The sequence below is a fragment of the Saonia flava genome (genome assembly GCF_011927795.1).
GTDB lineage: Bacteria > Bacteroidota > Bacteroidia > Flavobacteriales > Flavobacteriaceae > Saonia > Saonia flava.
The window spans coordinates 2,211,787-2,232,710 of record NZ_JAATJJ010000001.1; the positions used below are offsets into that span (position 1 = coordinate 2,211,787).

General features: G+C 36.4%; 16 protein-coding genes. 10 read left to right on the top strand and 6 right to left on the bottom strand.

Features of this window, described 5'->3' with window-relative positions; genetic code table 11:
• Nucleotides 1–2: 2 nt before the first annotated feature.
• The gene (locus tag GGR42_RS09620) at nucleotides 3–2,261 is read right to left on the bottom strand and encodes a T9SS type B sorting domain-containing protein (RefSeq protein WP_167963274.1); all 2,259 of its coding nucleotides are present in this window, start codon (nucleotides 2,259–2,261) and stop codon (nucleotides 3–5) included.
• Nucleotides 2,262–2,502: 241 nt separating this feature from the next.
• Here GGR42_RS09620 and GGR42_RS09625 point away from each other — a divergent pair, with 241 nt between their 5' ends.
• Nucleotides 2,503–4,188 (top strand): glutamine--tRNA ligase/YqeY domain fusion protein, encoded by a 1,686-nt coding sequence (locus GGR42_RS09625; RefSeq protein WP_167963276.1) that lies wholly within the window; start codon nucleotides 2,503–2,505, stop codon nucleotides 4,186–4,188.
• Between the two features lie 231 nt (nucleotides 4,189–4,419).
• Here GGR42_RS09625 and GGR42_RS09630 read toward each other — a convergent pair whose 3' ends face one another.
• The 3 genes from GGR42_RS09630 to GGR42_RS09640 all read right to left on the bottom strand — a co-directional run bounded on the left by GGR42_RS09630 (nucleotide 4,420) and on the right by GGR42_RS09640 (nucleotide 7,507).
• The gene (locus GGR42_RS09630; RefSeq protein WP_167963278.1) at nucleotides 4,420–5,346 is read right to left on the bottom strand and encodes an SPFH domain-containing protein; all 927 of its coding nucleotides are present in this window, start codon (nucleotides 5,344–5,346) and stop codon (nucleotides 4,420–4,422) included.
• Between the two features lie 93 nt (nucleotides 5,347–5,439).
• Nucleotides 5,440–6,948 carry a glutamate--tRNA ligase gene (gene gltX, locus GGR42_RS09635; RefSeq protein WP_167963280.1) on the bottom strand — a complete coding sequence of 503 codons (1,509 nt, stop codon included), beginning with the start codon at nucleotides 6,946–6,948 and terminating at the stop codon, nucleotides 5,440–5,442.
• A gap of 58 nt (nucleotides 6,949–7,006) precedes the next feature.
• On the bottom strand, nucleotides 7,007–7,507 hold the full coding sequence (locus GGR42_RS09640) for a GNAT family N-acetyltransferase (RefSeq protein ID WP_167963282.1): 501 nt from the start codon (nucleotides 7,505–7,507) through the stop codon (nucleotides 7,007–7,009).
• A 492-nt stretch (nucleotides 7,508–7,999) separates the two neighbouring features.
• On the opposite strand from GGR42_RS09640, the gene GGR42_RS09645 reads away from it, so the two are divergent.
• The 7 genes from GGR42_RS09645 to GGR42_RS09675 all read left to right on the top strand — a co-directional run bounded on the left by GGR42_RS09645 (nucleotide 8,000) and on the right by GGR42_RS09675 (nucleotide 16,202).
• The gene (locus GGR42_RS09645; RefSeq protein ID WP_245201424.1) at nucleotides 8,000–11,221 is read left to right on the top strand and encodes a DUF4175 family protein; all 3,222 of its coding nucleotides are present in this window, start codon (nucleotides 8,000–8,002) and stop codon (nucleotides 11,219–11,221) included.
• Nucleotides 11,214–11,633, top strand: coding sequence for an rRNA maturation RNase YbeY (ybeY, locus tag GGR42_RS09650; protein WP_167964453.1), 420 nt, complete (start codon nucleotides 11,214–11,216; stop codon nucleotides 11,631–11,633). Before GGR42_RS09645 ends, ybeY begins: the two co-directional genes overlap by 8 nt.
• Before the next feature lie 7 nt (nucleotides 11,634–11,640).
• Entirely contained in the window at nucleotides 11,641–13,509 is a 1,869-nt protein-coding gene (gene mnmG, locus GGR42_RS09655) for a tRNA uridine-5-carboxymethylaminomethyl(34) synthesis enzyme MnmG (RefSeq protein ID WP_167963286.1), read from the top strand.
• Between the two features lie 5 nt (nucleotides 13,510–13,514).
• Nucleotides 13,515–13,985 (top strand): hypothetical protein, encoded by a 471-nt coding sequence (locus GGR42_RS09660; protein WP_209023950.1) that lies wholly within the window; start codon nucleotides 13,515–13,517, stop codon nucleotides 13,983–13,985.
• A 93-nt stretch (nucleotides 13,986–14,078) separates the two neighbouring features.
• Nucleotides 14,079–14,636 (top strand): hypothetical protein, encoded by a 558-nt coding sequence (locus GGR42_RS09665; RefSeq protein WP_167963290.1) that lies wholly within the window; start codon nucleotides 14,079–14,081, stop codon nucleotides 14,634–14,636.
• Nucleotides 14,614–15,441, top strand: coding sequence for a class I SAM-dependent methyltransferase (locus GGR42_RS09670; RefSeq protein ID WP_167963292.1), 828 nt, complete (start codon nucleotides 14,614–14,616; stop codon nucleotides 15,439–15,441). Before GGR42_RS09665 ends, GGR42_RS09670 begins: the two co-directional genes overlap by 23 nt.
• A 254-nt stretch (nucleotides 15,442–15,695) precedes the next feature.
• Nucleotides 15,696–16,202, top strand: a complete 507-nt coding sequence (locus tag GGR42_RS09675; RefSeq protein WP_167963294.1) for an OmpH family outer membrane protein — start codon at nucleotides 15,696–15,698, stop codon at nucleotides 16,200–16,202.
• A gap of 59 nt (nucleotides 16,203–16,261) precedes the next feature.
• On the opposite strand, the gene GGR42_RS09680 is transcribed toward GGR42_RS09675, so the two are convergent.
• Both GGR42_RS09680 and GGR42_RS09685 read right to left on the bottom strand, forming a co-directional pair.
• Entirely contained in the window at nucleotides 16,262–16,660 is a 399-nt protein-coding gene (locus tag GGR42_RS09680; RefSeq protein ID WP_209023951.1) for a DoxX family protein, read from the bottom strand.
• 9 nt (nucleotides 16,661–16,669) lie between these two features.
• Nucleotides 16,670–17,821, bottom strand: a complete 1,152-nt coding sequence (locus GGR42_RS09685) for a DNA polymerase III subunit (protein WP_167963296.1) — start codon at nucleotides 17,819–17,821, stop codon at nucleotides 16,670–16,672.
• Between the two features lie 159 nt (nucleotides 17,822–17,980).
• Between GGR42_RS09685 and GGR42_RS09690 the strand changes: the two genes are divergently transcribed.
• Nucleotides 17,981–19,171, top strand: a complete 1,191-nt coding sequence (locus GGR42_RS09690) for a phosphoglycerate kinase (protein WP_167963298.1) — start codon at nucleotides 17,981–17,983, stop codon at nucleotides 19,169–19,171.
• Between the two features lie 118 nt (nucleotides 19,172–19,289).
• Nucleotides 19,290–20,921, top strand: coding sequence for a lytic transglycosylase domain-containing protein (locus GGR42_RS09695; RefSeq protein ID WP_167963300.1), 1,632 nt, complete (start codon nucleotides 19,290–19,292; stop codon nucleotides 20,919–20,921).
• The last annotated feature ends 3 nt before the right edge of the window (nucleotides 20,922–20,924 follow it).

Sequence of the window (20,924 nt, forward strand, 5' to 3'; positions counted from 1 at the left end):
TTTTATCGTATGACAGTAACTGTACCCTGTTTCAGAACTTCACTGGCCTTTCTTATTTTATAAAAGAACACCTCGTTCTGTTTTGCAAATGCAGTTGTAGAGGAAGGCCAATTGTTTTGATAGTTTGTTTCGTTTATTACCTCTTCTCCTTTTTCATTATAAATGGTCACGGTGACCTCTGCGTCATTGGAATAGCTGTTTGGAAGCACCCATTGATCATTGATTCCATCACCGTTCACTGTAATAACATTGGGAACCTTAAATGTTTCCAAATAATCAACGGTTAAAGATTTAGTTATTTCACAGTTCCCGATGCTTGCAACAAGAATATAATCTCCTTCATCTGTAAAGGTCACAGAGTCAGAATTACTTAATAAGTTGTTATTCATATCTAACCAGCGATAAGCAGTACCGCCAGTAGCTCTTACAATTTTAGAGCTTCCTTCTGGAAAAACCACCCTTTCTCCTGAATCCAATGTAATTAGGGAATCATCAAAAGGAGAGATTGTTATTTCGTTTGAAATCAACGGGCACCCATTTCTTTGAACTACCAATTGGTATACTCCAGTTTCGGAAACCCTTAAAGTTTCTTCAGTGGTACTTACACTTGCACCATCTCTAAACCATTCAAAACTGCCAGTGGATAAATCCGTTGATGTTGTAATATCAATTAAATCTGTATTGCTACAGCTAACAGTCCCATTACTGGCTATAGTTAATGTTTCATTCACTAATAATTTAACTGATAATGGATTAGATGCTGGAGAATAGCTTGTTAAGGCTGCATCCACAACATAATTGCCGTTTTCAGAAATATCAGTAAGGCTTATGGTAGTTGAAGTTTCACCAGAGATATTGGCCCCGTCTTTTTGCCATTGATAGGAAAAACTACTTATAAGATCTGTTGTAACATCGGTTTTACTACCATCTCCTGCCACAGCGTTGATAGAGGAAACCTCTAAAACAATACTTGTATTTGAACAAGAAGTATAGCTGGTGGCATAATCAATATTAATTTCAAAGGCAGCTGGTGAAACCACCATGGTTTGTTCGGAATTTACAGTTGTGGAAGAACAAGCACCACCACTAAGGGTTACTGCGGCATAATAGACACCAGCTTGGGTAACATCAATAGAATTGGTCGTAGCACCTGTTATTTGAACACCATCTTTATACCACTGGTATAGTGGTGAAGATGCTGTTGTTGAAACACTTAATGTTTTTGTTTGACCAGGTAAAACTACAATGTTGTTTGGATTGTCCACTGTAACCGTAAAATCACCTGCATTTGTAATGCTTATTGGAGCGGAAAGCTCTAAACATGTACCCGAACCATCAATTTCTACCGTATAGTCACCTTCAAAGCCAGCAACGGAGGCATCCACTGTATAGGTGTCATTGTCCACGGTCGGAGAAGTAATAGCTACTCCATCCTTGTACCAGACGTAGGTAAGTCCTTGATCTATTATGTTTGCCTCTAAATCAACCGTTTCCCCAGAGCATAAATCTGTTTTAGACGGATTATTTATGGCAATACCTAAGCTTGCTCCTATTGTTATTTCTATTGTATTGGATAATGTATTTGCAGAACCCGAACATGTTGAACCATAGTCTATTTCTACATAATACATTCCTGGGGAGGACACAGTCAATGATGGACCTTTTTCACCCAACAATGTTGAACTTTTGTACCAATTATACTGATAGGTATCTGCATTGGTTATGTTATGCGGGGATAAAACGGTCGAACTGCCATCGCAAAGCTGTATGGTTCCACCAGAAGGAATATTTCCATCTCCATTTGGGCTAATCAATAATGGAGAGTCATAATCTATGTAGTACATGGGAAAGGCATCAGACTCGGGACTAGTTTTCGCCGGACTGGTGCTTTTAACCCTAAACCTATATCCTTCACCTCTAGTATCTGTAGGCAACACAAATTGAAATTCAAAATCAAAATCTGTGTTGCGAGAATTGTCATTTACTAGTTCTACAGGATTGGAAAAACTTCCGTTAGCATCAGATAGTTCCAATATAAATGAGTTATCACTGTTTACCAGTGGTGGGTTCCATGTAAAGTTTACAAAATATTCATTGAAACTTTCAGAAGCACAGGCAGCGGTCCATATGGAGTTACCACCAGTGTTGGGGTTATCTGCAGGCTCAGGTTTATTTAGTGTCTGTGCGTGCAAGGCGTCTGCACTCCCAAATAGGGACAGCACAATTGTAAATAGTAAAGTGAAATGTAGATTTGGTTTCATAGTGTATGTAGTTTTTTGGGGGGGTTACTACTTCTTTTTTGTACTTTTTTAAAGCTTTTCTTCTATAAAATCTCGTATATGACTTATACTCAACAACAAATATGGCATATAATTATACCCTAAAGAATTTATTGTTGTAGTACCATTTAATTATGTTGTGAAATGCTTTTATTTGATGGTTAGCTCTTTTTTATCGATGAATAGCACCATTTTTCCTACATTTGTGGGATAAATTTGTTGCATGGAAGAAGCTCCCAAATCACTCAATTTCATTGAGCATATTGTTGAAGAGGATTTAAAAACTGGTTTTCCAAAAGAAAAACTTAGATTTAGGTTCCCACCGGAACCAAATGGATATCTGCATATTGGACATGCCAGTTCTATTTGTTTGAACTTTGGTCTTGGTCTTAATTATGATTCACCGGTTAATTTAAGGTTTGATGATACTAACCCCGCTAAGGAAGAGCAGGAATACGTGGACGCTATTAAGGAGGACGTTAGGTGGCTGGGTTATCAATGGGACAAGGAATGCTACGCATCTGACTATTTTCAGCAACTATATGATTGGGCCATTATGCTTATAAATAAGGGTTTGGCGTATGTTGACAGTCAATCTTCGGAGGAAATGGCAAAACAAAAGGGAACCCCAACAGAGCCAGGTACAAACAGTCCTTTTAGAAATCGATCCATAACGGAGAACTTAGAGCTTTTTGATAAAATGAAGCAGGGTGATTTTGAGGAGGGAAGTCATGTTTTAAGGGCAAAAATTGATATGAAATCGTCTAATATGCTTATGCGGGACCCCATAATATACCGCATTTTGCATAGAGCGCACCACAGAACAAATACCGCTTGGTGTATTTATCCAATGTATGACTGGGCACACGGTGAGAGCGATTATATTGAGCAGGTTTCACACTCATTTTGTACATTGGAGTTTGCTATGCACAGGGAATTGTACGATTGGTTTTTGGACCAAGTCTATGATGATGGCAAAGTACGCCCAAAACAACGTGAATTTGCACGAAGAAACTTTAGTCATACCGTTGTTAGCAAGAGAAAACTGCTTCAATTGGTTGAAAGTGGAATTGTTACAGGCTGGGATGACCCAAGAATGCCTACTATTTCTGGCTTAAGGAGACGGGGCTATACAGCAGAATCTATTCGTAATTTTGTGGATACTATCGGGATTGCCAAGAGAGATAATGTAGTGGATGTTTCTTTATTGGAGTTTCATGTTCGTGAGCACTTAAATAAGGTCTCTCCCAGGGTCATGGCTGTACTTAACCCGGTAAAGGTAGTTATTACCAATTATCCGGAAGGACAAGTTGAGTGGTTGGACGCGGAGAATAACCCAGAGGATGAAGCTGCTGGAAATAGAGAAGTTCCTTTTTCAAGAGAATTATTTATAGAAAAAGAGGATTTTAGGGAAGAGGCCAACAAAAAGTTCTTTAGATTAAAGTTAGGGGGTGAAGTAAGGCTTAAGAATGGTTATATAATTAAGGCTGAGAGCTGTACAAAAGATACCGATGGGAATATTATGGAAATTCAATGCACCTATGACCCTAAAAGTAAAAGTGGCAGTGGAACGGAGGAAAGCTTAAGAAGGGTTAAGGGCACCTTGCATTGGGTTTCTATAGAGCATGCTGTTCCTGCAGAGGTGAGAATATATGATCGTTTGTTTTTGGATGAAACACCGGATGCTTATAAGGATAGGGATTTTATGGAATTCATAAATTCCAATTCTTTAAAGACTGTTACAGGTTATGTTGAGCCAAGTTTAAAAAGTAGCAAAGTTGGAGATAAATTTCAATTTCAGAGGTTGGGATATTTTAATATCGACCTGGACAGTACACCCGAAAATATGGTTTTTAATAAAACGGTTGGTTTACGTGATACATGGGCCAAAATGCAAAAGAAAAACTAACATAAAGTTTATTTATTCCTTTAAATATACCAATTGATATTTTCTATACAAAGCCAGTCTTTTTAAGGCTTTGTAAGGGCTTTTTGCTTAATTGGCTTGGCAAGGCAGAAGAGGCGATCAATAACTTCATCAGAAGGGCTCATTTGAGTTTTATGTTTATAAAAAACCTCCTTTTAGGCTTTTTGAAGAACTAAAGGAGGTTTGTAAGCATTATGCATTATAAAACGCGTTCTATTTTTTGCTCTTGACGTTTTGTGTTTTCATGGATTCGCCAATCATATTACTTGCCGTAAAAGAAGCTACCATATTATTTAACATGTCACTACCGGCTTGTGGAGAATTGGGTAACAAAATTAGATTGGTGTTGGTCTCTTCTCCAATGGATTGTAATGTATCGTAATGTTGGGTTACCACAATTAAAGCGGAGGCTTCTTGGGAATTGATACCTACTTTATTTAGAACTTCAACGGATTCCTCCAGGCCTCGGGCAATTTCCCTTCGTTGATCTGCGATACCCTGCCCTTGTAATCTTTTACTTTCTGCTTCCGCTTTCGCTTTTTCAACAATTAGTATACGAGCGGCATCACCTTCAAATTGGGCGGCAATTTTTTCTCTTTCAGAAGCATTAATACGGTTCATGGCTTCTTTAACTTGTGCGTCTGGGTCTATATCTGTAACGAGGGTTTTAATGATGTCATAGCCATAATCCAACATTGCCTCTTGCAGTTCGGTTTTTACGGCAATGGCAATATCATCTTTTTTTACAAATACATCATCCAGTTTCATTTTTGGAACTTCTGCCCTAACCACATCAAAGACGTAGGATGTTATTTGATCATGTGGATATTCTAACTTATAAAAAGCCTCATAAACTTTTTCTTTTAAAACAACATATTGTACAGAAACTTTAAGCTTCACAAATACATCATCTAAGGTTTTGGTTTCCACAATGACATCCAACTGCTGAATTTTAAGACCAATACGCGCTGCAATGCGATCTATTAGTGGAATTTTCATTTGTAAGCCTGATTGACGAATACTTTGGAATTTTCCAAAACGCTCTATGATTACGGCAGTTTGCTGTTTTACAGTAAAAAAGGAAGAGAATAAAATTAATAGGCCAAAGAAAATTAACGGTATAAAAATGAAGTTACCCATAGTGATTAGTTTTTAAGTTAATGGAATCAATTTACAAAACTCTGTAGGATATAAGTAGTGTTTTATAAAAGATTGTTACAACCTTAATCTAAATTATAGGGTCTCTATAGCTTTTTTAATTCTAGAAATGCTTTGTTCTTTACCAATAAGAGCAAGAATATCAAAAATATGGGGGCCCTTCATATCACCTACGATGACTAGCCGTAATGGGGGCATCACTTTACCAAAAGATAGCTCTTGTTCAGTTATCCACTCTTTTACAATTTTCTCTACATTTAGAGACGAAAAACTAGAAATAGATTCTAAAACTGTAATTAACTTATTCATTATGTCAGGTGTGTCTTCTTTCCATTGTTTTTTCAATGCTTTTTCTCCATAAGCAGCAGGCGGTATAAAAAAGTAATCGGACAAATTCCAAAAATCTGACACAAAAGTTGCTCGTTCCTTAATTAAAGAAACTATTTTTTCCAAGTAAGTTATGTTTGCTACAAGGGAGGAGTCCACAGGCCTGTCTTTTATATTTTCTGCAAACAACTCGGCCAACTGACTGTCTTGTTTTTGCTGTAAATAATATTGATTGTACCACTTGGTTTTTTCGGGATCAAACCGCGCTCCAGATTTGTTAACTCTCTCTAGGCTAAAGGATTCTATCAATTCATTTAGACTAAAAATTTCTTGTTCTGTTCCTGGATTCCAACCTAACAGGGCCAAAAAGTTTACAACTGCCTCAGGGAAATAGCCCGCTTCTTTGTATCCAACAGAGTCTTTCCAGGATAGGGGAAAAACTGGAAAACCAAGTTTCTCACCATCTCTTTTGCTTAGCTTTCCTTTTCCAACAGGTTTCATGATCAATGGCAGGTGGGCAAACTCTGGAGCTTCCCAGTCAAAGGCATCATATAATAATTGGTGCAGGGCCAAAGAAGGCAACCATTCTTCGCCACGAATTACATGGCTTATCTCCATTAAATGATCATCAACAATGTTTGCAAGATGATAGGTGGGCATACCATCACTTTTAAAAAGAACTTTATCATCCAGGATATTGGTGTCAATGGTTATAGCACCCCGTATGGTATCTTTTAAATGTAGTTTTTGATCTTGTGGTGATTTAAATCTGATTACATAAGCTTCTCCGGCATTCAATTTAGCTTGTAATTCTTCCTGTGATAGAGAAAGCGAATTCACCAATTTCATACGATTATGCCAATTATAGATAAAGGTTTTGCCTTTAGCCTCATGGTCTTTTCTATGAAAATCTAATTTTTCTGCTGTATCAAAAGCGTAGTAGGCCTTTCCTTTAGAAATTAGCTCATCAGCATATTTTTTATATATGTGCTTTCTTTCACTTTGCCTATATGGACCAAAACCTTTTTCTTTTCCAGGGCCCTCATCATAGGGCATATTGCACCAATTAAGTGAATCTATGATATATTGTTCCGCACCTTCAACGTACCTATTTTGGTCGGTGTCTTCTATTCTAAGAATAAAATCACCACCATGTTTCTTGACAAATAAATAATTGAACAAGGCTGTGCGAACACCCCCTATATGAAGTGCCCCCGTGGGACTTGGCGCAAAACGCACACGTACTTTTTTACTCATTAATTGATAATTTGCTACAAAGATAATTTATGTGGCAGAGATTTTATAGGGATTATCTCTATAAGTGAAGTTGCATAAAGATTAAATCCAGCCATCTGTCAAACTTATACCCCACTTCATTAAAACGACCCACCTCTTTAAACCCAAATTTTTCATGAAATTTGTAGCTTTCTTTGTTGTCTGCGTCTACACCGGCAATCATGGTGTGATAGCCTTGTAGTTTTGCAAGAATAATTAGTTCTTCCATTAATAACTTTCCTATACCAAGCCCTCTAGATGCGGACGATACATAAATGGAATGTTCAATACTAAACTTATATGCTTCCCAAGGACGATAGATGCCAAAAGACCCAAATCCAAGGATGTTCGATTCTTTTTCTGCAACCAAAATGGGCATTTTTGCTTCTTGTTTGGTATAGAACCATTGTGTTTGTTGGTTCAGTGTTCTTTCTGTGTAATCATAAATAACCGTGGAATTCTTAATCTCATGGTTAAGTATGGTTAATATTTCGGGCACATCCTTGAGAATGGCAGGTCTAATTAACAATTGGTTTGGCATACTAGTTTGTGTATTTACCAAATTTAATTCTTAATTAAATAATATCATAAGAACCTAATGCCTAGTCAGGATATAGTTTTAATATACTATTTATCTTATGAAGCGGGTTGTTAAAATTGTTTTGAGCAATATCTTAAAAAGTTGATTTTGCGTTATATAATTGTTGTTTATAATTCTTTTTAACGTTTTTTTTATATGGGTTTTTAAAGTATGGGGTATATTAGAAATTAAATACATTCAATTTTGAGCAGTTATAGAGACATTTTAGAGAAATTAAATCTTTTTATTAAGAAATACTATACTAAAGTATTGCTTAAGGGGATTCTTCTTTTTTTATCGTTTGGACTTCTTTATTTTTTGGTAACACTAGGGATTGAGTATTTTTTATGGTTAGGCTCCACTGGTAGATTTATCTTGTTAGTATTATTTATAGGTGTTGAACTTTTTTTGCTGTATAAATATATTTTAACGCCTCTGTTTTACCTCTTTAAATTGAAACATGGAATCAACAACAAACAAGCTTCTCTATTAATTGGTAAACATTTCTCAGAGGTAGATGACAAATTGTTTAATTTGTTGGATTTGGCAGAGAGTAAAGACAAATCCGAATTGTTGTTGGCCAGCATAGAACAACGCTCTGCTGGTTTAAGACCCTTTCCTTTTACAAAAGCAATCGATTATAAAGAGAATTTGAAATATGCCAAATATCTAATTATACCCATTATTATTTTTGCAACGATAGGTATTACGGGTAATTTAGCTTCTTTCTTTGGTTCTTACCAACGCATGGTAAATTATGATCTAGCATATGAACCACCTGCGCCTTTTGTTTTTAAATTATTTTCTACTGATTTGAATGTTTTGGAGAGTGAGCCTTATACCGTTCAGGTTAGTACGGATGGTCAAATAAAACCAGAACGTGTTTTTATTGTGGTTGGTGATAAAGAATTTTTGTTGCAGGAAAGCAAGGGAATTTATAGTCACACTTTTTACCCTCCATTAAGTAATACTACCTTTCATTTTAGGGCCAATGATATGGTATCCAATAGCTATGATTTAAATGTTTTGAAGGTTCCCTCTATCCAGAGTTTTAGTATGGTTTTGGATTTTCCGGACTATATTAATAAACCAACTGAACACCTTAAGGGTACGGGAAATGCTACTTTTCCTGAGGGCACAAAGGTGACATGGCAGGTTGTAGGCGATAATACCGATAGTATTTTGTTTATAGAGAAGGATACTGTTTTTGCATTTAGTAAAACTAATGAGGTATTTGGGTTATCAAAGAAAGTATATACGGATGTTGACTATCATTTGACAACATCCAATAAGAATGTGGAGGAATATGAGAAATTGGGATATTCATTACATGTTATAAAGGATAAATATCCGACTATAGAGGTGAATCAAATTTTGGACTCTATTAATCCCAATATATTTTATTTTGTTGGGGATGTTTCAGATGATTATAAAGTTAGCTCAATAGAACTTGTTTGTTATTCTAATGATACGGAAGAGCAAGTTATTAAACTTGCGGCGCCCAATTCCAATTTTAAACATTTTTATTATACCTATCCTTCTGGGCTTAATCTAGAGGCAGGAAAAGGCTATAGCTTCTTTTTTAAAGTTACTGATAACGATGCCATTCATAAAGGTAAGTCAACTAAAAGCAGGATATTTAATTTGGCGCTACTCGACTCTAATCAACTGAAAAACAATAAGTTATATAATCAAAACAAACTTATTAATGATTTAGATAGGTCTTTAGAACGATTAAAGGAGCAAAAGGAGACACTTAATGACATTAATAAAGAGCAGAAAGAGAAAAGTGAACTTAATTTTAATGAAAAAAATAAAATAAAGGATTTTTTGAAGGAACAAAAGCAACAGGAGGAGATGATGCAAAAGTTCAGTAAACAGCTTAAGGAGACTTTGGATAGTAGTGATGAGAATATGGCATTTAATAAAATGCTTAAAGAGAGGTTGGAGCGCCAGGAGTTACAAGCTAGAAAAAATGAAAGGCTACTGGAGGAACTAAATAAGGTCGCTGATAAAATAAAGAAGGAAGAGCTTTCCAGGAAATTGGATGAACTGGGTAAACAACAACAGAACAGTGAACGTAGCTTAGAGCAGCTTTTGGAGCTTACCAAAAGGTATTACGTGACTGAAAAGGCCAGTCAGTTAGCCAAAGATTTGGAGTTGTTATCTAAAGAACAAGATGTACTTTCCAATATTGAGGCTGAAGATTTTTCTCCTAATGAGCAGGAAAAACTTAATAGGGATTTTAGCAAGCTTTCGGAAGAGTTGGATGAACTGGAAAAGGACAATGAACAATTAAAAAAACCACTGCCTTTGGACATCAGTAAACCCAAACAAGAAAGCGTGAAAAAGGACCAAGAGGAAGCTTTAGAGGAATTGAACAAGCAAAAGGGTGATGAACAATCTTCAGAAAACAATAAACCTGAGGAGTCCAACAATAAAGCATCTAAAAAACAAAAATCGGCGGCCCAGAAAATGATGGAGATGAGTGAGTCATTACAACAATCTTCTTCAAATGGAAATAGTGAGTCAGAAGATGCAGAAGACGCAGAGATGCTACGACAAATATTGGACAATCTAATTACCTTTTCTTTTAAACAAGAAAATCTTTACGATAATCTTAATGGCGCTGATATTGAAATTTCCCAGTTTTCTGGTACTGTAAGGAGTCAACAGGATTTAAGAGGTTTATTTGGTCATGTAGATGACAGTCTGTTTGCCCTTTCCCTTAGGCGCGCTGAGCTTTCAGAATTCGTTAACGAACAGATAACAGAGGTTTATTATAATATTGATAAAAGCTTGGAAAGCATCACAGACAACAAAATATACCAAGGAGTATCATATCAACAGTATGTTTTGAACGCATCTAATAGCTTAGCAGATTTTCTTGCTAATGTCTTGGATAATATGCAGCAAAGTATGACTTCGGGCCAGGGCAGTGGTAAAAGCAAGGAAGGTTTTCAGCTTCCAGATATCATTAGAAGTCAAGGACAGTTACAGGATAAAATGGGTGAAATGGGGGAGAAAGGTAAATCTGGCCAACAGGGAAATCAAGGGGAATCCGGTGAGGGAAATCAAGGGGAATCTGGCAAAAAAGGAAATCAGGGAAAACAAAATGGGAGCGGACAATCTGGACGTGGTCAAGAGGGAATTCAAGGTGAGAGTAACGAAGGTGGTGTTTCTGGTGAGAATGGTGATGGGGGGCAACAAGGGGGTCAGAATCAGGGTAGTTCAGGTAATGGACAGGGAAGTGAACAGGAGCTTAGGGAGATATATGAAATTTATAAGCAGCAACAACAAATTAGGCAGCAATTGGAAGACCAATTACAAAACATGATTCGTAGTCAAGATAGGGGTTTGGCCCAAAAGCTTATTCAACAAATGGAAGATTTTGAAAATGACCTTATTGAGAATGGAATTACACAACGAACTAATAATAAAATTAATGTAATAAGGCATCAAATGTTGCGACTTGAAAATGCAACCTTAAAACAAGGTGAGAAAGAAGAGCGTAAAAGCAGTACTAATTATAGCAAATTCACAAATCCAATTATTACAAAACCGGATGTCCTAGAGGGTTATGAAAATCAAATTGAGATTTTAAACAGACAAGCATTACCTTTGCAGCAAAATTTTCAAAACAAGGTTCAGCTATATTTTAAAAATGATAATTGATTTTCACTATGAAACGGATTTTCAACTTAAGGATGACGTTAGGCATAAGAGTTGGATTCTTACAATCTTCGAGATAGAAAATAGTTTTTGTGGAGACATCAACTATATATTTTGTGATGATAGATATTTGTTGGAAATTAACAAAAAGTATTTAAATCATGATACCTATACGGATATTATAACTTTTGATTATTCCGCAGGAAATCTTATCTCTAGCGATATTTTTATTTCCATTGATAGGGTAAGGGAAAACGCTGCCAACCTAGATGTTGATTTTGAAGAGGAATTGCTTCGAGTAATGTCTCACGGTATTTTGCATCTTTTAGGTTTTAATGATAAAACAGAGGATGAAAAGGCACAAATGAGAGTTAAGGAAAATGAAATGATTAAATTGTTCCACGTGGAACATTAGATTTGTTATGTTCGAAAAAGAGTATGATGTTATTGTAGTAGGAGGTGGTCATGCGGGCGCAGAGGCCACAGCGGCCGCTGCCAATATGGGCTCAAAAACTTTATTGGTTACTATGAATTTGCAAAATATTGGACAAATGTCCTGTAACCCGGCAATGGGTGGAATTGCGAAGGGCCAAATAGTTCGTGAGATAGATGCGCTTGGAGGATATAGTGGAATTATTACGGATATGTCTGCTATTCAGTTTAAAATGCTGAACAAATCAAAAGGTCCCGCCATGTGGAGTCCAAGGGCTCAAAATGACAGAATGAGGTTTGCGGAAGAATGGCGCTTGGCCTTAGAGGGCACTCCTAATGTTGATTTTTATCAAGAAATGGTCTCTGGTGTTTTGGTTGAAAAGAACAATGTTGTTGGGGTAAGAACTTCTCTCGGCATAGATATAAAGTCCAGAGCTGTTGTTTTAACAAACGGTACTTTTTTGAATGGACTTATACATATTGGAGAGAAACAGTTTGGTGGTGGACGAGCAGGTGAAAAGGCCGCCACTGGAATTACGGAACAATTGGTTGATTATGGGTTTGATAGTGGCAGGATGAAAACAGGTACTCCACCCAGAGTGGATGGGCGGTCTTTGGACTATTCTGTAATGATTCCTCAGCCAGGGGATATTGTTCCAGAGAAGTTTTCTTATACCAACACTCTTCCCTTGAACACGCAGGTGGATTGTCATATGACACATACTAGTGAATTAGTTCATGATTTGTTGCGTGAAGGATTTGATAGATCTCCTATGTTCAACGGGCGTATTAAAAGTATTGGACCCAGATACTGCCCTTCTATAGAAGACAAAATAAATAGGTTTGCTGATAAGGATAGCCATCAAATATTTGTTGAGCCCGAGGGTTGGAAAACTGTTGAGGTATATGTAAACGGTTTTTCTACTTCTTTACCAGAAGATGTTCAGTACAGAGCATTAAAATCAGTAAAGGGATTTGAAAACGTGAAGTTTTTTAGACCTGGATATGCAATTGAGTATGATTATTTCCCCCCTACACAGTTAAGGCATACGCTGGAAACCAAGTTAGTTAACAACCTTTATTTTGCTGGTCAAATAAATGGAACAACAGGTTACGAAGAGGCGGCTTCCCAAGGGTTGATGGCGGGCATCAATGCTCATTTAAAAATAAACCAAAAAGAGCCTTTTATTTTGCAAAGAGATGAGGCATATATTGGAGTTCTTATAGACGACTTAATTACTAAAGGAACAGAAGAGCCTTATAGAATGTTTACTTCGAGGGCTGAGTATAGAACTCTTTTAAGGCAGGACAATGCTGATTTAAGACTTACACCCAAGAGCTTTGAGATAGGGTTGGCCAAAAAAGACAGGTTGACTAGAATGGAGGAAAAGTTAAAAAAGTCAAATGATTTTATAGCTTTTTTTAAGAACACCAGTGTTTTGCCAAAGGATATAAATCCAATTTTGGAAAGCGTTTCTTCTGCAAAAGTGAAGCAATCTGATAAAATGTTTAAAGTATTTTCTAGACCAAAAGTAACTATGGAACATATGCTTCAATTGGAAGCTGTTTCCAAATATGCGAGTGAGAATTCTTTTGACAGGGAAGTAATGGAGCAGACCGAAATACAGGTAAAATATTCTGGTTATATAGAAAAGGAAAAGAACAATGCAGACAAATTACATCGACTTGAAAATGTGAAAATCCCAGAAGGGTTTGATTATAGCAAATTAAAATCTTTATCTCATGAAGCCCGGGAAAAATTGAACTTAATCCGACCGGTTACTATATCACAAGCCTCAAGAATTAGTGGTGTATCTCCAAGCGACATTAGTGTGCTATTAGTTTTCATGGGAAGATGAAAAATGTGTTGTTTTTTAAACAAACAAAGCCAACTACGGTTAAGGTTTTGGGAGTAGCGATGCTCTTATTATCTCTTTTTATTTTGTGGAATAATCCATTGGCTTGGCACCAGGCAATTACGATGTCTGTGCTTGGCGTTTTGCTGTTAGGGTATTCCGTTACTTATAGCATAAATAATCAATTTGAGGCCTGGCGGCATTTTCAAATTTTTGGAATTAGTGTTTACAAGAGCAAATTGCGCATTGAATTTCCTGAATATATAACAGTCTTTTCTTTAAAACACAAGCAAAGCTCTGATTGGGGCCCTGTTGCGGCCATGGGAACAGGAAGGAAAGGGGATAGTTATGTAATTAGAATATTCAAGGGTAACAAACATTTTACCCTGTATCGGGCCTGTTCTTTGGAAAAGGCCAGGGACAAGGCAAAGGAACTTTCTAGCCTTACGGGAATACAATTGCTCGGTAGCGACCAATAATGTTCCACGTGGAACATTTTCTTTTCCAAACATTTTATAGCACTATTGGCGTGGTTTTTGATAAGTTTAAAATCAACTTCAAAACCGGCTAAAATGAAAAAATCCTTATCCTATGTTTTTCTGTTGATTTTTATCCAATCCTGTATACCAATTCGTATAGCCCCTAATATTTCAGACTATAAACTAACTACGGGTAAAAAATTTAAAAGGAACCTTCCAAAGAGAAATATGTTCATTTTCGAGGACCCAAAGGAAGCTGGGCATTTTTATGATTATGTCAATATTAAATTTCAATTGAATGATGAAGATGTTTATGATGATGTTCCCTTTGTGGTTGATGGCATTCAATATTTTTTTGCATTCTATGAGACGGAAATTCAAGACAAGAGCATTCCCATTTTGGCAGCTTTAATGGATGTGGCCTTGAGCAGAGCAACTAGCAGCGATGATTATGAACCTGTTTTTACACCCAAAGGAGGAGTATATCGAAAAGGAAATTGGTATATAGCCATAGAGGTTTATAGTGATTTGGAAAAAGACTGCTTAGGGGAAAATTCGTTTTCCAGAGAAGTTGTTTTAAAGTATCTTCGAAGCTTAAAAGACGAATACCTTTCTACTCACAATTATAATGAAATTGTACTTAAAAACTAAAGATTATTCTGTTTCTGGAGAGAAGTTCCAGTTGCTTCATAATCTGGAATTGGATATGTTGGTTACAGATCCCCAGCCAGAAAATCTTGAAAAATTTTATCAGAGCGAAGATTACATATCACATACAGATTCTCAAGAAACATTTCTTGATAAAATCTATCAGAATGTAAAGAAGCACAGCCTTAAAAAGAAGCTGAAATTGATAGGTGGGCAAACTAAGGAAAACAAAACACTTTTGGATGTTGGATCTGGGACAGGAGACTTTTTGTTGGTGGCCAAAAATTCTGGTTGGAAAATTGATGGAGTAGAGCCCAATGAAAAGGCAAGAAAAAGATCTAAAGAAAAAGGAGTTGAAACTTTCAGCAATCTAAACGAACTATCATCAAACAAATATGCTGTAATTACCTTGTGGCATGTTTTAGAGCATTTGCCCAATTTGGAAAGGCAGATTACTAAAATAAGTTCTTTGTTGGAAGAGAACGGAACCTTGATTGTTGCTGTGCCAAATTATAAATCCTTTGACGCATTGTATTATAAAAATTTTTGGGCCGCCTTTGATGTTCCAAGACACCTATGGCATTTCTCCAAAGAAAGTGTCAAAGCCCTTTTTCAGAAAGAAAACATGATAGTCACAAAAATTAGGCCCATGGTTTTTGATTCGTACTATGTCTCCCTTTTGTCGGAAAAATATAAAACTGGAAAACAGAATTTTATCAAGGCATGTTTTATTGGTTTGGTTTCTAATCTGAAGGCTTGGAGAACCAAAGAGTATTCTTCCCTAATTTACATTATTAAAAAGGCCTAATTTGCGTTTTAAAGCCATTTCCAAGGCTTTGATCGGGGGTTCGGCAATCTACACTTCACAAGGAGAGAAAAGCCGCCCAACCCTTTTTGTGCAACTCAAATTGCATCGAAAAAAACAATCAAACAAGACAATAACAATAGTTTTTACTTATTTAATGATTTTAGACTATTGTCTTGCTCAATAAGTGTTTTAACCTAAAGTTTCTTAATTTATTAAAAAGCTTTCCTATTTTTGCCCAACTTTAAAAAACAAGAATGAAAAAAATAATTTTGGCAGTAGTGCTAATGGGAATGGTAGCATGCCAACAAGATAAGTTAGGTTATGTGGATAATGTAAAAGTAATGTCCGATTATCAAGAGAAAATAGATATCGATGCGAAATACAAAACGTTGGCAGAAACTTTTGCTAAAAAGCGTGATAGTATCTCACAAACTTTTCAGATGGAGGCTCAGGCTTTTCAAGTAAAAGCCCAGAGTATGTCACAAACAAAAGCCCAGGAAGAGTATGCGGTTATTCAGCAAAAGGGACAATTCATAGGACAGCAACTGCAACAAGAAGAGCTGGCCTTGCAACAAAAGAACCAAACCGAAATGGATAGCTTGATTACTAAAGTAAAAGATGAAATTAAAGCATATGGAAAAGCTAATGGCTATACATATTTGCTAAGTGGAGGTGATGGTGGTTCTGTACTTTATGGCACGGAAACCAATGATGTTACAGACGCAATTGTAAAAATCTTAAACGATAAGTATAAGAAGTAAGCTTTAAAATAATAGTTTTTTTAAAAGCCCTAGCATTCAGTTGTTGGGGCTTTTTTGTTTTACAATTGAAGTAAAAACACCAAGAATATTGCTGGGACCAAGTAAATAACAATGGTTCTTGCGCCGTCATAATCTTTGGCTATGCGCTGTCCAAATAAAAGTAACAACAAGGTTATGCATGAAAGAATTGCCCCATAGAAGGCATAAGTTATTTTTCCCATCGCAAGGATATTGTATATGCCAAGTAAACATATAATTGCGACCAAAATTTCCAATATTAAAATTGTGGCAACCAATAATGGAACCACACCCTTAAGAAATGTAGCTGAAAAATGTTCTTTTAGCCAGGATATATTTCCATTCCAATCAAAGATTTTGTCCAATCCACTTTGCAGAAACGTAATGACTAAAAAAATTAATAATAGAATTTCTGTTGCATTATTCAATAGGGAGTCCATAGTTAAATTTTATGCGGCCTTTTTATGAAGAAGCCTTGTTAGTTTAATGGATAAATCGGTCAATATAAGTTTGGAATTCCCATTCCGCTCAATATGATAAATAGCACTTTCTAGCTCCTCGGAAATATCAAGAATATTATTTTCATGAACAAAGGGAGCAAATTTTTCCAATTGAAATCCGTCCACATGTATTTTCAAATAAGCCAGTTCGGTCGCATTGTAGTTAATGAGTAATGCCTGTCTCATTACACCTAAACAATATTTTAAAAATTTTTTCTGTGTTTCCCTTCCAGTTTTGGCAACCTCTTCACTCCATAAAATAAGTTCGTGGATTGCCGCTTTGTTTCCTTTTGCCTTAAAAGCACTGCGCACCCATTGTACAAACCACTTTTCAAAAACCAAATCTTCAGAATTATTGTTCTTTAAATCTAGGGCCTTGTTAAAGTTGCCATTTGCTTCGTGTGCTATTCTATACGCCTCTTCTAGTGACAAGCCATCTTCTTGTAATGCATTTGCAATAACATTTTCGGCAAGGGGAGGGAAATTTAATATTTGACAACGAGACCTTATAGTTTGAATGATTTGCTCTTCGTCCTCTGCAAGTAACAGGAAAACAGTTTTCTCGGGAGGCTCTTCAATTAGCTTTAAAAGTTTGTTGGCCGCAGCCCCGTTCATTTTATCTGCCATCCAAATAATCATCACTTTATAGCCACCTTCGTAAGATTTTAAGGATAGTTTTTTAACAACATCTTGGGCTTCATCCACCCCAATTTGACCTTGTTTTTTTTCGATTCCTATTAATCTGTACCAATCAAAAAGATTCCCATAAGGTTGTTCCTGTAAAAATTGGCGCCATTCTTCCATATAATTATTGCTAACAGCATGGCTTTTTATTTTATCGCTATTGGCGACTGGGAAAGCAAAATGAACGTCCGGATGGGAAAAAGAATTGCATTTGATGTTACAAGCACTATTCCCAGCTATATTTTCTCCATTGACGTTGGAACATATAACATATTGTGCATAGGCCAAAGCCATGGGAAGTGATCCACAACCTTCTGGCCCCACAAACAATTGCGCATGGGGAATTCTACCCGCGTCCGCACTCTGGGACAGGTGTTTTTTTATATGTACAAGACCTAAAATATCTTTGAAAAGCATCGACCAAAGATAGTTTTTTTTGATGTTTTGTATTATATGCCAATGGCTTGTTAAAATAATAACAAAGAATACCCTCATATAACTTTAATTTATAGTAGCACACCTTTACAAGCACCTCATAAATCTTTACATTTGCCACTCTTATAAAACTAAAGCAAAATGAAAACCATAGACACAATAAACTTTGAAGGGAAAAAGGCATTGATACGAGTTGATTTCAATGTTCCTTTGGACGCTGATTTCAATGTAACGGATACGAATAGAATTGAAGCGGCAAAACCAACAATCATTAAAGTTTTGGAAGATGGTGGAAGCGCCATTCTAATGAGTCACTTGGGAAGACCAAAAGGACAAAAGAATTCCGATCTGTCTTTGAAACATATTTGTGACAAGGTTTCGGATATTATAGGTGTCGAAGTAAAGTTTGTTGAGGACTGTATTGGAGAAGAAGTTGAAAATGCTACTTCTAACCTACAAAGCGGAGAGGTACTTTTATTAGAAAATTTACGCTTTCATGACGAGGAAGAAAAAGGTGATGAAACCTTTGCAAAACAGTTGTCCAAATTAGGCGATGTTTATATAAATGATGCCTTTGGAACAGCTCATAGGGCGCATGCATCCACAACAATAGTTGCTAAGTTTTTTCCAGAGAACAAATGTTTTGGATACCTTTTGGCAAAGGAAATTGAGGCTATTGAAAAAGTGATGCAAACTGGGGAAAAACCTGTTTTGGCAATTTTGGGAGGTGCTAAAGTATCCTCTAAAATAACCATAATTGAAAATATTTTGGATAAGGTAGACCACCTGATAATTGGTGGTGGAATGACCTATACGTTTGTTAAAGCAAAGGGAGGAGAAGTTGGTGATTCCATTTGTGAGGACGATAAAATGGAATTAGCATTGGATATTCTAAAACAAGCAAAAGAAAAGGGTGTACAAGTTCATATTCCTGTGGATGTTTTGGCGGCTGATGACTTTAACAATAACGCCAACACCCAAGTGCTGGACGTGGATAAAATTCCAAGCGGATGGCAAGGACTGGACGCAGGGCCAAAGACATTAAAGAATTTTAAAGATGTTATACTTGCCTCTAAAACAATTCTTTGGAATGGTCCAATTGGTGTATTTGAAATGGAAAATTTTGCCAATGGTACTATTTCTTTAGGCAACTTCATTGATCAAGCCACAAAGAATGGAGCATTTTCCTTAGTGGGTGGTGGAGATTCTGTTGCAGCTGTAAAACAATTTGGCTTTGAGGACAAGGTAAGTTACGTTTCCACAGGTGGCGGGGCCATGCTAGAGAGTTTAGAAGGAAAAACATTGCCAGGAATTGCCGCAATATTAGAGTAGATAGGGCGTTATCGATTAACGGGCTTTTCTCATCCGAGAATTACTTTTAAGTTAAAAATTTTATTTTTCAGGAAAAATAAACGATTTTTAACGGCTATGTTAGTTTAAACGAAACCTTATGTACACCTTAAAAACAATACAATCTTGTGCTTTTCTGTTATTGGCGGGTGCTATTTTAAATGCCCAACAAAACGATAGTATTATTATTAGTAATGCAAAGGTTGTTTCTATTGAAGAAACGCCTCAAGATTCTACACGCTTAATCCAAGAACCTACGGAACAGAAGGAACTTGTGAAAGTTTCAGGCAGTTTGGATGCTACATCTATATTCGTAACTACCGATGGATCAAAATATAATCTTAAAGACCATGAAGACGCAGCCACTTATGATAAACTATGGTTAAAAGAACTTGCAGACCAAGCATCTCTTTTTGATAGTATGTATGAAGAGGTTTCCAATCTGGAAGTTGATTCCGCATATGCCTATAGTTTGGATACGGAGACCTTAAAAAAAAGATTGGAAGTTCTTGATCAAAAAACACCTTTTAATATTTCATACAACCCCTCTCTAGAGAGTGTTATTAAGTCTTTTTTGACTAGAAAAAGAGGTCTTATAGAAAGAATGCTTACAACTAGCCAATTTTATTTCCCATTGTTTGAACAGGAGTTGGACAACCAAAATTTGCCATTGGAAATAAAATACCTGTCGATTGTAGAGTCTGCATTAAATCCAAGGGCCCGATCTAGAGTAGGGGCAACAGGGCTATGGCAGTTTATGTATGGCACAGGAAAAATGTACGATTTGGATGTAAGTAGTTATGTGGATGAGCGCATGGATCCTATTAAATCAACCAAAGCATCTGCAAAATATCTTTCAAAGTTGCATGATATTTTTGGTGATTGGGATTTGGCTTTGGCGGCTTATAATTCCGGACCGGGAAATGTAAATAAGGCTATTAGAAGGTCTGGGGGGTACAAAAATTATTGGAACATAAGAAGAAATTTGCCAAGGGAAACAGCGGGATACCTTCCAGCATTTTTAGCAACCATGTATTTATTTGAATATGCGGAAGAGCACGGTTTTAAAACTGAAAAAGTAGAGCGTGCATATTTTATGACCGATACGGTTCAGGTTAAAAGCTTAATAACTTTTAATCAAATTTCGGAATTGGTAGATGTATCAGTAGATGAGTTAAAGGTTCTTAATCCATCTTATAAATTGGATATTATTCCTTATGTTAAAGGAAAAGAGTATACATTGAGATTGCCCTTGGAAGCCATAGGAAAATTTGTTGCCAACGAAGAAGCAATATATGCTCATGTTGAAAAGGAGCTTAAATCCAAAGAAAGTCCTTTGCCCCAGCTGGTGAAAGCAAATGATCAAATACGCTATAAAGTACGAAGTGGAGATTATTTGGGAAAAATAGCAGAACGTTATAGGGTTAGGATAAGCGATATTAAAAGATGGAACGGGCTCCGAAGCAATGATCTTAGAATAGGACAGCGACTTACGATTTTTACTAGAAACCCAAACATAAGTACAGCTGTTGCAAGTGCTAAAACCAACTCATCAAAAACCAGTCCCATCAAGGGAGCAAAAATACATACGGTGCAACATGGAGATTCACTTTGGACCATCTCAAGAAAATATCCTGGAATTAGTATTGAAAATTTACGAGAATGGAACGGTATTAGCGGTAGTAATTTAAAACCGGGCACAAAACTTAAATTGTGTGATTGTTCATCGTAAAAT